Annotated in this window: 11 protein-coding genes; 4 read left to right on the forward strand and 7 right to left on the reverse strand. The window is 69.4% G+C overall.

Annotated elements, in window-relative coordinates:
• The first annotated feature begins 341 nt into the window (after positions 1-341).
• The 3 genes from FFS20_RS03625 (at position 342) to FFS20_RS03640 (ending at position 2,340) form a co-directional block, all read left to right on the forward strand.
• Positions 342-956 (forward strand): DUF6230 family protein, encoded by a 615-nt coding sequence (locus tag FFS20_RS03625; RefSeq protein ID WP_137824569.1) that lies wholly within the window; start codon positions 342-344, stop codon positions 954-956.
• Positions 956-1,489 (forward strand): DUF6114 domain-containing protein, encoded by a 534-nt coding sequence (locus FFS20_RS18055; RefSeq protein ID WP_181365643.1) that lies wholly within the window; start codon positions 956-958, stop codon positions 1,487-1,489. The genes FFS20_RS03625 and FFS20_RS18055 overlap by 1 nt, the downstream gene beginning before the upstream one ends.
• 464 nt (positions 1,490-1,953) lie before the next feature.
• Positions 1,954-2,340, forward strand: a complete 387-nt coding sequence (locus FFS20_RS03640) for a hypothetical protein (protein ID WP_137824570.1) — start codon at positions 1,954-1,956, stop codon at positions 2,338-2,340.
• Between the two features lie 6 nt (positions 2,341-2,346).
• Here the strand turns inward: FFS20_RS03640 and FFS20_RS03645 are convergent, their stop codons facing one another.
• The 6 genes from FFS20_RS03645 to eat all read right to left on the reverse strand — a co-directional run bounded on the left by FFS20_RS03645 (position 2,347) and on the right by eat (position 9,147).
• Positions 2,347-3,093 carry a type 1 glutamine amidotransferase gene (locus FFS20_RS03645; protein ID WP_137824571.1) on the reverse strand — a complete coding sequence of 249 codons (747 nt, stop codon included), beginning with the start codon at positions 3,091-3,093 and terminating at the stop codon, positions 2,347-2,349.
• Positions 3,094-3,096: 3 nt separating this feature from the next.
• Positions 3,097-3,873, reverse strand: coding sequence for a 3-oxoacyl-ACP reductase (locus FFS20_RS03650; protein WP_137824572.1), 777 nt, complete (start codon positions 3,871-3,873; stop codon positions 3,097-3,099).
• 67 nt (positions 3,874-3,940) lie between these two features.
• Positions 3,941-5,308, reverse strand: a complete 1,368-nt coding sequence (locus FFS20_RS03655; protein WP_137824573.1) for an aldehyde dehydrogenase family protein — start codon at positions 5,306-5,308, stop codon at positions 3,941-3,943.
• Between the two features lie 13 nt (positions 5,309-5,321).
• On the reverse strand, positions 5,322-6,140 hold the full coding sequence (locus tag FFS20_RS03660) for a gamma-glutamyl-gamma-aminobutyrate hydrolase family protein (RefSeq protein ID WP_249356581.1): 819 nt from the start codon (positions 6,138-6,140) through the stop codon (positions 5,322-5,324).
• Entirely contained in the window at positions 6,121-7,566 is a 1,446-nt protein-coding gene (locus tag FFS20_RS03665) for a glutamine synthetase family protein (RefSeq protein ID WP_249356586.1), read from the reverse strand. The genes FFS20_RS03660 and FFS20_RS03665 overlap by 20 nt, the downstream gene beginning before the upstream one ends.
• A gap of 144 nt (positions 7,567-7,710) precedes the next feature.
• The gene (gene eat, locus FFS20_RS03670; protein WP_137824574.1) at positions 7,711-9,147 is read right to left on the reverse strand and encodes an ethanolamine permease; all 1,437 of its coding nucleotides are present in this window, start codon (positions 9,145-9,147) and stop codon (positions 7,711-7,713) included.
• Positions 9,148-9,260: 113 nt separating this feature from the next.
• Here eat and FFS20_RS03675 point away from each other — a divergent pair, with 113 nt between their 5' ends.
• Positions 9,261-10,076, forward strand: coding sequence for a GntR family transcriptional regulator (locus FFS20_RS03675; protein WP_249356590.1), 816 nt, complete (start codon positions 9,261-9,263; stop codon positions 10,074-10,076).
• Positions 10,077-10,130: 54 nt separating this feature from the next.
• Here FFS20_RS03675 and FFS20_RS03680 read toward each other — a convergent pair whose 3' ends face one another.
• Positions 10,131-11,561, reverse strand: a complete 1,431-nt coding sequence (locus FFS20_RS03680; RefSeq protein WP_212743282.1) for an 8-oxoguanine deaminase — start codon at positions 11,559-11,561, stop codon at positions 10,131-10,133.
• Positions 11,562-11,874 lie beyond the last annotated feature (313 nt).

Below are 11,874 nucleotides of genomic sequence, written 5' to 3' on the forward strand. Positions count from 1 at the left end.
ATGCCACAGCACCGTCTGGGGCGACGGATCGCGCATGCCTGCGTCTCACGCTATCAACACGTGACCTGAGCAACAAGTGGCGAAACCTGGGCGAATCATCACTGCTCGGACGGTCATCATGCCCTCACCGAGGCTGTGCGGATTTCGCGGCGGACCCGACGGAATCCGCACACCGGCACTACGGATGTCACGGTTTCGGCGGGGGTGCCCGCGCTCCGGTCGACCCGCGAACAGGGTGTTGATTTGCCGCCGACGATCGTTATACCGTGCAGTAACACCCCGTAGTAACTTACGTCACATTCGAGGCGCCGACGCTGCAGTCGGCGTCGGGAAGAGGATCAATGAAGTTCCCCATGCTCCGTCATCTGCGCGCACTCGGCTCGACTCACGCAGGGCGCATCGCCCTCGTCGCGATTCCCGCGGGCATCGTCTCCGCCGGCCTCATGGGCGGGGTCGCCCAGGGTGCCGTCCCCGTCTCGTTCTCCGTCTCCGGCAGCCAGTTCCAGATCAGCGCCTCCCAGCTCGATGGCACCGGATTCTCCCAGTACGGCGGTGTCGCCAAGGACACCGAGGGCGGCGACCACACTGTCGCGATCGCGAACATCAAGAGCGCTGAGCTGAACGATCTCTGCCAGTCTGCGGTCACCGACACGCCGCTGGGCAAGGTCGGCGTCCTCATCACGGCCGGAGGAAACGGCGAACCAGCGACCGCGAGCGATCTGCAGATCGGCATGACCGGACTCAAGGGCGACGCCGAGTTCGAGAACATCCGCATCGGCGTTGACGCCTCGGACGTCGAGACCAAAGCCAAGGGCTCGCCCGGCGACTTCGCCCAGGACGCCGATACGATCGCGATCTCGGGCCTCGAGCAGACGGCCTGGAGCACCCAGGCGTCCGTCTTCACCCTCAAGGGGATGAAGCTGGAGCTCACCGACGGCTCGAAGACGTGCTTCTGATGGCTGAGGCATCGACCAACACCGAGAGCACCGCCACCACCACTGACGCGGCAGTCTCCCCGGACGCGCAGGCACCGCCGTCGCGGCGCAGCCGCCGCAGCACGGAGAAGTCGCGTGCCACCGAGAAGTCGCGTATCGCCGCGACGACGCGCACGGCCGAGAACGGCCGGGGCTTTCGGCACTGGCGTCGGCAGCGGCCGTTCATCGGCGGGGTGCTCGTCGTCCTCGGCGGGCTCGAGCTCTTCTTCTCCGGCCAGCTCGACACCGGTAACATCCAGATCCAGTTCGGCATCGAGGGCCTGCAGGCCACGGTCATCCCGATCGCGCTCGTGCTCCTCGGCGTCCTCGCGATCACGATGCCGACGCATCATGTGTTCTACGGGATCCTCGCGCTCATCGTCGCGATCTATTCGCTCGTCGGGGTCAACCTCGGCGGATTCGTCCTCGGCATGCTGCTGGCGAGCATCGGCGCCGTACTCGTCGTCGCCTGGATGGGACCGCGCGCCACGGCGAGCGATGAGGGGACTGGATGAGGGCGCGGGGGCGTCGGACGGCGCTGCTCCTGGCTGCTCTCGCGCTCACGGTCCCGGCGTCCGTGGGGGCCACAGCCCCCGAGGCCTCCGGGGCGACGACGGTCGATCGGACGGGTGGGCTCTGCTCGCCGCTGACACCGTGCGAGCGCCCCGTTCTGCCCGGTCCGGCTGCGGGACCGACGCCCCAGGTGCCCCGAGCACCGGTGGCCCCCGGCCCGGCTGAGCCCGGACCAGCCGAACCGGGACCAGCCGAACCGGGACCAGGTGACCTCGGACCCGGAGACCCCGCACCCACCGAGTCGCCAGCGCCGACCGGGCCAGCGCCGATCGGCCCATCACCCACCGAATCACCGTCACCGACCGAGTCACCCACCGAGTCACCGAGTCCGTCGCCGACACCGACGGCACCCGTCGACGCGGAGGAGGACGACAACGCCCCGGTCTTCGCGAAGACACCCGCGTCGATGGGATCGGAGAAGCTGTCGTTCACCGGCCTGAGCGGGATCTCGATCGTCAGCGTGCCCACGGCCGACGGCGGGAGCATCCGCGCGCTGAAGATCACCGCGGAGTCGATCACGATCGACGGGTTCTCACTCACGGTGCGGCCGCCCGATGAACCGGGGCTCGTGACGAAGGCCGACCAGATGACGCTCAAGGGCCACGTCAGCGTCTACCTCGGGTCGATCACCGCGACGACGAAGAGCGGGGATTCGGTGACCATCGGCACCGACACGCCACCGCCCCTCGACGATGTCGAACCGGGGCTGCTGCGCGTGACGATGGGCCTCGTCGGCTCGATGGCCGATTCGATCAGCTACAGCAACACCGACCAGAAGATCGTCTACCCCTGAGGTACGTCAACCCCGCTCCCTGAGGTACGTGACGAAGCTCTGTGCGAGCAGGCGTCCCACGCGCACGAGCTCGGCATCGGCGGCGTCGAGCTCGGCGACGATCGAGTCCGTCGTCTTCCCCTCGGGCAGTGCGACCGCGTCCGAACGCAGCCACCGCCGGATCTGGCCGGCGTCCGTCTCCGGGTGGAACTGCGTGCCCCACGCGAACTCGCCGACGCGGAAGCCCTGCACCGGGGCGTCCGACCCGGTGACGAGCAGCTCTCCGCCCTCGGGCAGCGCCATCTCCTCCTGGTGGAAGAGCACGGACGGCAGGGTCATCCCCGACAGGGCGGCGAACACCGGGTCCGCCTCCCCCGCCGAGGTGGTGTGCAGATCGTAGATGCCGATCTGCGGGCGCGCTCGCCGGGTGATCGGCGCGTCCGTGGCCGCGGCGAGCAGCTCCCCGCCGAGGCAGATGTTGAAGCTCGGGAACTCGCCGTCGGCTGACCGGCGCAGCAGGCTCCTCACCTCCGGGAACCACGGATTGTCCGCGTCCTCGAGGGGACCGGACGCCCCACCGAGGACGATGAGGGCTGCATAGTCGCCGAGGCCGCCGCCCCCGTGACCGTCGACGTCGACCGGGATCGCGTCGCCGAGGTACGGCCGGACGACGACCACCTCGGCGCCGGCCTCCTCCAGCCACTGACCGAACCGCTCCGGCCCGGTGCCCTTCTCGTGCTCGATGACGAGGATCGTCACGCCGCCTGGTCCCATGTCCTACTCCGCGGTGACGTACGCCGAGGTGATGCCGCCGTCGACGGTGAACGTCGAGGCGTTGACGAACGTCGAATCGTCGCTGGCGAGGAACGCGACGGCCGCCGCGATCTCCTCGGGCTCGCCGAAGCGTCCGCTCGGAACGTGGACGAGACGCCGCTGCGCCTGCACCGGGTCAGCGGCGAAGAGCTCGGTCAGCAGCGGCGTGTTGACCGGTCCCGGGCACAGGGCGTTGACCCGGATGCCCTGTTTGGCGAATTCGACGCCGAGTTCGCGGCTCATCGACAGCACCCCGCCCTTCGACGCGGAGTACGAGATCTGCGAGGTCGCCGCCCCCATGAGCGCGACGAACGACGCCGTGTTGATGATCGATCCCGACCCCTGCTTGACCATCTGCTCGAGCGCGTACTTGCAGCAGAGGAAGACAGAGGTGAGGTTGACCGTCTGCACCTTCTGCCACGCGGCGAGGTCGGTCGTGAGGATCGAACTGTCATCGGTGGGGTTGATGCCGGCGTTGTTGAACGCGACGTCGACGCGTCCGTAGTGCTCGACGGTGCGGGCGAAGAGGTTCCTCACGTCCTCCTCCTCGGCGACGTTGACGCGGACGAACAGGCCGCCGAGCTCCTCGGCAACCTCGGGCCCGCGCGTCTCGTCGAGGTCGGCGATGACGACCTTCGCCCCCTCTTCGGCCAGGCGCCGCGCGCTGGCCAGCCCGATGCCCGAGGCACCGCCGGTGATGACGCAGACTTTGTCCTTGAGTCGGGTTGCCGCAGTGGTCATTGCTCTCCTTGATGCTCTGGTGTGGCTGGTGTGACTGGTGTGGTGTGGGGTGGACTCGGCCGGTCGCTCAGTCCGCCGGCTGGGTCGCGAAGAAGACGTTCTTGACCTCGGTGAACGAGGCGACCGCGTCGGGTCCGAGCTCCCGGCCGAGACCGGACTGCTTGAACCCGCCGAACGGCGTCGAATAGCGCACCGAAGCGTGCGAATTCACCGACAGGTTCCCGGCCTCGACACCGCGGGACACGCGCATCGCGCGGTCGAGGCTCGCCGTCCAGATCGACCCGGAGAGCCCGTACTCGGTGTCATTGGCGATCCGCAGGGCTTCCGCCTCGGTGTCGAAGGGCACGACCGAGAGGACGGGCCCGAAGATCTCCTCGGTGAAGTCGACCGTCGAAGTCGTCGGCGGGGTGAGCACGGTCGGCGGGAACCAGAAGCCGGGCCCGGTCGGCGCGGTCCCGGTGAACGCGACGTCGCCGGCAGCGACGTAGCCTGCGACCCTGTCCCGGTGGGCGGCGGTGACCAGCGGACCCATCGCGGTGTCGGGCAGGGTCGGGTCGGCCGCGGCGAAGTCCCCGACAGCCTCCTCGAGCGCGGCCATGAACTCGTCGTAGATGCCGCGCTGGACGAGCAGGCGCGACCGCGAGCAGCAGTCCTGCCCGGAGTTGTCGAACACCCCACCGGGGGCCGCGGCCGCAGCGGCGGCGACGTCGGCGTCATCGAACACGATGTTCGCGTTCTTGCCGCCGAGTTCGAGGGTGAGGTTCTTCACCTGGTCGGCGCACCCGGCCATGATCCGCTTGCCGACCTCGGTCGACCCGGTGAAGACGACCTTCCTCACCGCCGGGTGGGTGACGAAGCGCTCCCCGACGACCGATCCCTTGCCGGGGATGATCGTCAGCACGCCCTCGGGGATGCCGGCCTCCCGGGCGAGCTCCCCGATCCGGATCGCCGTGAGCGGTGTGATCTCCGCGGGTTTGAGGACGACGGTGTTGCCGGCCGCGAGCGCCGGGGCGAACCCCCATGCGGCGATCGGCATCGGGAAGTTCCACGGCACGATGACCCCGACGACGCCGAGCGGTTCGTGGAACGTGATGTCGACCCCGCCGGCGACGGGGATCTGCCGGCCGAAGAGGCGCTCGGGCACCGCCGCGTAGTACTCGATGACGTCGCGGACGTTGCCGGCCTCCCACATCGCGTTCGAGATCGTGTGCCCGGCATTGGCGACCTCGAGCGCGGCGAGCTCATCGATCGCGGAGTCGACGGCGGCGGCGAAGCGCCGCAGCAGCCGGGCCCGATCGGCGGGGGCGACGTGGCGCCACGTCTCGTACGCCTCGGCGGCCCGCGCGATCGCCCGGTCGGTGGCCGCGAGGTCCGCGAGCTCCACCTCGGCGATCGACTCCTCCGTGGCCGGGTTGACGACGGTGTACGTGCTCAATGCGGTGTCTCCTTCACGCTGGTGCGGTCATGCTCATGGGGGCGCCGAGGCGGTCCCGCGCGGCGTCGACGAGGGCGGTGACGACGCGGGCGTCGTCCGGGTTGTGCTCGGGGTGCCACTGCACCGCGAAGAGCCATCCGGTCCCGTCGTCGGGCTGGTGGGCGGGGTCGATCTCGATCGCTTCGATGAGGCCCTCGGGGCTGCGCGCGGTGACGGTGAGTCCCGCGCCGAGGCGGTCGACGGCCTGGTGGTGGTAGCACGGTGCCGTCGCCGTCTCCCCGAGGACCGCGCGGGCGATGGTGCCCGGCTCCGTCGTCACCACGACCTCACCGTAGACCCCGGGGCTCGGCTGGTAATCGGTGTGGCCGGTCACCTCGGGCAGGTGCTGGATGAGCGTGCTGCCGTGGGCGACGGCGATGACCTGGAGGCCGCGGCAGATGCCGAGGACGGGCAGACCCCGCTGCCGCGCGGCGGCGAGCAGGAGGAATTCGCTGTCGTCGCGGAACGGCTGCGAGCCGGTGCGCTCGTGCGGCTGCGCCCCGTAGGCCGCGGAGTCGACGTCGGCACCGCCGGCGATGAGGAGCCCGTCGAGGCGCTCGAGCACCGCAGGCGACTGACCGTGCGGGGGCAGGAGGACCGGGATGCCGCCGGCGGCGGCGACCATGCGGACGTAGTCGGCGGGGACGAGGGCCGCCTCGGTGTCCCACACTCCCCACTGGGCCTGCTGCAGGTAGCAGCTGATCCCGATGACGGGAGCGGGCACCACGGGATCCTCATGCGCTGCTGCGGACCCGGGTCCCGCCTCGGCGATGTCAGAGTCGTTCGAAGCCACGGATCCTCTCCCAGTCGGTCACGGTCGAATTGTAGGCGGCGAGTTCGATGTCGGCGGCGTGGACGTAGTGGCGCACGACGTCCTCGCCGAACGCCTCCTTCGCGATGTCGGAGGTCTCGAGGAGGTCCCGCGCGCCGGTCAGCGTCGTCGGCAGGCGCTTCGCATCGGACATGTACGCGTTGCCCTCGGTGATCGCCGGCAGCGGGAGTTCGTGCTCGATCCCGTAGAGCCCGGCGGCGATGAGGGAGGCCGCGGCGAGGTACGGGTTGAGGTCGGCCCCGCCGACGCGGCATTCGACGCGCAGCGAGGGACCCGAGCCGACGACCCGGAACGCGCACGTGCGGTTGTCGAAGCCCCACGCGACCGCGGTGGGGGCGAAGGAGCCTTCGACGAAGCGCTTGTACGAGTTGATGTTCGGGGCGAAGAAGTACGTGAAGTCCTCGATGCACGCCAGCTGCCCGGCGATGAAGTGGTTCATGAGGGTGGAGAAGCCGTGCTCGCCGTCGCCGGCCATGACCATGTCACCGTCGGCGGAGCGGAAGCTGAGATGGATGTGGCACGACGACCCCTCCTTCTGGTCGTACTTCGCCATGAACGTGATCGACTTCCCGTGTTGGGCGGCGATCTCCTTCGCCCCGTTCTTGTAGACCGCGTGGTCGTCGCAGGCCTTGAGCGCCTGCTGGTAGCGGAAGGTGATCTCGTGCTGGCCGAAGTTGCATTCGCCCTTCGCGCCCTCGACGTAGAGGCCGGCACCGGCCATCGAGTTGCGGATGTCGCGCAGCAGCGGCTCGACCCGGGCGGTCCCGAGCAGGGAGTAGTCGACGTTGTACTGGTTCGCCGGGGTCATGTTCGTGTAGCGGGAGTCGAAGGCGTCCTCGTAGCTCGTGTCGAACGTGATGAACTCCAGTTCGGTGCCGACATGGGCGCTCAGTCCCGCCTCGGCGAGCCGGTCGAGCTGGCGCTTGAGGATCTGCCGCGGGGAGGCGGTCACGGGTTCGCCGGTCGTCCAGAACAGGTCGCAGTTGACCATCGCCGTGCCCGGCTGCCACGGCAGCAGCCGCAGCGTCTTCAGGTCCGGCTGCATGACGAGGTCGCCGTAGCCGGTCTCCCACGAGGACATCTCGTAGCCGTCGACGGTGTTCATGTCGACGTCGACGGCGAGCAGGTAGTTGCAGGCCTCCGAGCCGTGTCCGGCGACGTCGTCGAGGAAGAACTGCGCTCCCAGGCGCTTGCCCTGGAGCCTGCCCTGGGCGTCGGTGACGGCGACGACGACGGTGTCGATCGAGCCGTCCTCGGTGCGCCGTCGCAGTTCCTCGAGCGTCAGGGGCTCAGCCTGCACCGATCCGCGCGACGTCCGCTGAGGCGAGTGCGCGGTCGTGGGCGCCGAGGTGATCGTCGGTTTCGGTGAGGTCGTGAGGTCGTTCATCAGGGTTTCCTCTTGTTCTCAGTTGTCGTGCGTCGGTGTCGTGAGTCTGTGTCGTGAGTCGGTGTCGTCAGCCTGTGGATGAGTGGGGATGGGGATGAGTGGGGATGGGGATGCGCCGGGGGTCGGAGACGCCGAGTGGTTCGGCTATTTGAGTTCGCTCTCGGCGGCCTCGATCTGTGCGAACTCCTCCTCCGGGGCGCTCGCGACGAGGCGGTGGCGGGAGTAGAACCAGAAGTAGGCGAGCGCGACGAGGAAGACGGCTGCGGCGATGCCGGCGGCGAGGATGTCGACGAAGAACGTCGCGATGACCGCCACCGAGGCGAGGACGAGCGCGATGCCCGTGGTCACGACCCCGCCGGGGGTGCGGTAGCCGCGCTTGAGGTCGGGCTCCTTGAAGCGCAGCCGGATGTGCGAGAGGTTGAGCAGCACGTAGGAGACCGTGGCACCGAAGACCGCGACGTTGAGGAGGACACCGCCGTTGCCGCCGGAGAGCACGGCGATGAGGAAGCCGATCGTGCCGGGGACGATGAGAGCGAGCACGGGGGTCTTGCGCTTGCCGGTGTGGGAGAGCCACCTGGGCAGGTAGCCGGCCCGGGAGAGGGCGAAGAGCTGCCGCGAGTAGGCGAAGATGATGGAGAAGAAGCTCGCGACGAGTCCGGCGAGTCCGGCCCAGTTGACGAACGTCGCCAGCCACGAGCCCTCCCCGTAGGCCGCCCGCAGCGCCTCGGGCAGCGGGTTGTCCGACTCGCCCATGGCGGCCGCACCGGCGATGCCCGGGACGAGGAGGAGCATGAGGGCGCCGAAGACGACGAGGATGGCCATCGCGGTGATGATGCCCCGCGGCATATCGCGCTTGGGGTCGGCCGACTCCTCGGCGGCCAGGGGCACACCCTCGATGGCGAGGAAGAACCAGATGCCGAAGACGAGGGAGCCGAGCAGGCCGCTGATGCCCATCGGGAGGAACGTGCTCGAGCCCAGCGCCGCCGTGGGTGCGATGTCGAAGAGGTTGCTCGCATCGAAGTGCGGGATCGCGGCGAAAACGAAGACGATGAGCGCGATGACGGCGACTGCGGTGATGACGAACATCAGACGCAGCGCCTCGCCGACGCCCCACAGGTGGATGCCGATGAAGATCGCGTAGGCGACGAGGTAGATCGTCCACGAGGGCACGGACTCCGGCAGGATGCCGAGCGCCTGGACGTACCCGGCGATGAAGGTCGAGATCGCTGCCGGGGCCATCGTGTATTCGATGAGGACGGCCATGCCGGTGGCGAAGCCGCCGAGGGGGCCGAGCGCGCGTCTGGCGAACCCGTATCCCGCACCCGCCGTCGGCAGGGTCGAGGAGAGCTCCGCGAGACCGAAGACCATGCACACGTACATGAGTCCCATGAGGAGGAATGCGATGAGGAGACCGCCCCACCCGCCTTCCGCGAGGCCGAGGTTCCAGCCGGAGAAGTCGCCCGAGATGACATAGGCGACGCCGAGGCCGGCGAGGAGGATCCACCCGGCCGCGCCCTTCCTCAGCTGTCGCTTCTCGAGGTAGTGCTCATCGACGTTGCCGTACTCGATGTTCTTGGACATATCCGCTCCCAGCGATTCAATGGATCATGTTCAGACCATTGGCTGGAGTCGAATGTAGTATGACCCAGATCACGGTGTCAAGGATCGCCCGAGGTTAGTCTTGAGGAGTGGACGTGGATCGGAACGCAGACGACTCAGGCGGCGGCGTGGGCGGCAAGGCTGACGTCACCGCGGACGCCGGTGCCACCGAGGAAGCTGATGTCACCGAGGCGGCTGCGGGGTCCCAGCGTCCGGCCCGGCTGCGCGGCGGCAACGTCTTCGAGCACACGATCGCCGAGCTGCTCCGCGCGATCCGTCTCGGCCAGTACCTCGTCGGCGACAAGCTGCCGCCCGAACGCGAGCTCGCCGCGCGGATCAACGTCTCCCGGGCGACTCTGCGGCAGGCGCTCAGCGAGCTCCAGACCGCCGGTGTCGTCAGCGTCCGCCGCGGTCGCTACGGGGGCACGTTCGTCACCCGCCTGCCGGCCGCCGACAGAGAGGCCGGGATCGACCTCGGCGAACTCGACGATGCGGTGCGGTTCCGGCTCATCCTCGACACTGCGGCCGCCCGGGTCGTCGCCGCCCGCGAGCTCAGCGCCGAGGAGCGGGAGACGCTCACCGCCGCGGAGCAGGGCTGCTGGATGCCGCTGGGCAGCTCGGCCGAGGACATCGAGCAGTTCCGCGCCCTCGACGCGCGGTTCCACCTGACGATCGCCGAGCTCACGGGAATCCCCTCGCTCGCCGAGGCGGCCGCGACGACCCGGGACCGGATCAACGCGCTGCTCGATCAGATCCCGTTCATCCACACGAACGTCGAGCACTCGTGCATGCAGCATGCGCGCATCGTCGAAGCGATCTTCGACCACGACGCCGAGGCGGCGGCGACGCTGGCCGCCCAGCACGCCGAGGGCACTGAGCAGCTGCTGCGCGGATTCCTCGACGGGAAGTGACCGGACCCGGCCCCGGCGTGACCGACCGAGGGCGACCCCGCCTCGGCGAGGGCATCACCCGGCGACGAGCCTGCGGGCCTCCTCCCGGTGGGCGGCGATGAGGGCCTCGGTGTCGAGCGTCTGACCGTCCGCGCCGATCGCGCGACCGTCGCGGACGCGCCAGGCGCCGGCGACCATGACCCGGTCGGCCTTCTCCGCCCCGCAGAGGACGAGGGCGGGGAGCGGATCGTGCGCGCCGGAGAACGCGAGCCCGTCGAGGCGGAACAGGGCGAGGTCGGCCTGCTTGCCCACGGCGATCTCGCCGATGTCGTCGCGGCCGAGGGCCGCCGCGGACCCCCGGGTCGCCCAGTCGAGGACGCGGCCGCAGGTGACCGCCTCGGCGCCGTAGCGCAGACGCTGGATGTAGAGGGCCTGGCGGACTTCGCGGATGAGGTTCGAGGCATCGTTCGAGGCGGAGCCGTCGACCCCGAGTCCGACGCTGACGCCGGCGTCTTCGAGTTCGACGGCACGGGCGATGCCCGAGGCCAGGCGCATGTTCGAGGTCGGGCAGTGGGCGACGGAGACCCCGGCCGCGCCGAGGCGGACGATCTCCTCGTCGTCGAAGTGCACGCCGTGGGCGAGCCACGTGCGGTCGCCCAGCCAGCCCACGGATTCGAGGTAGTCGACGGTGCGCAGGCCGAAGCGCTCACGGCAGAAGTCCTCCTCGTCGAGCGTCTCGGCGAGGTGGGTGTGGAGGCGGACGTCGAGGTCGGCGGCGAGCGCGGCGCTGTCGCGCATGAGTTCGGTCGTCACGGAGAACGGTGAGCAGGGGGCGAGGCCGATCTGGACCTGTGCGCCGATGCCGCGCTCGTGGTAGGTCTCGACGAGGCGGCGCGAGTCGGCGAGGATCACCTCGGCGTCCTGGACGGTCTGCTGCGGCGGCAGGCCCCCGTCGTCCTCACCGAGCGACATCGAGCCGCGGGTGAGCATCGCGCGCATGCCGAGGTTCCGGACGACGCCGACCTGGACGTCGATGGCATCGTCCATGCCGGTCGGGAACAGGTAGTGGTGGTCGGCGGCGGTCGTGCATCCGGATTCGAGGAGTTCGGCCATCGCGACGGTCGTGGCGAGTTCGAGGGCGCGCGGGGTCAGGCGCGCCCAGACGGGGTAGAGGTTGGTCAGCCAGCCGAAGAGGGGGAGGTCGGCAACGGGCGCCCAGGCGCGGGTGAGCGTCTGGTAGAAGTGGTGGTGGGTGTTGATGAGTCCGGGCGTGATGACGTGCTCGCTCGCATCGACGATCTCGTCGGCAGGGATGCCGGGCGCGCCTCCGGCGGGCACGAGTTCGACGATCGTGCCGGACGCGGTGTCGACGACGATGCCGCCGCGTGCGTCAGTCGCGTCATGGGTGTCGTGGGTTGCAGGGCTCCCCGCCGGGGAAGCGCTGTCTGCCCGGGTGGAGCGCCCGAGGTGGACGGCCAGGGGGTTGCGCAGCCAGATTCTCGTCATCGTCATCGCCTCTCGATGGGTGGGCTGTCGCGGTCGGGCGCGTGCCCGGCCGCCGGTGAGGCGAGGACGCTGGGGCCATCGCCACCAGCTCAGGTTTCACGGCGTCTGCTGCTCCGCCGGTCGATGCGGGGGTGATTCGCGCTGCTCGTCCACCCTGTGCGGATCCGGCGCTGATCTGTGGGATCCGGCGCTGATTTGTGCGCGGAACCGACACCGACAAGACTGAACTCTAACATGTGCTCCGCATCACGATTTCGAGTTGCCAACCCGACAGCATTCGCTTAGCATTCTGCGATAAGGAAAAATACTTTCA

The sequence above is a fragment of the Brevibacterium sp. 2SA genome, from assembly GCF_005502845.1.
Classification (GTDB): Bacteria; Actinomycetota; Actinomycetes; order Actinomycetales; family Brevibacteriaceae; genus Brevibacterium.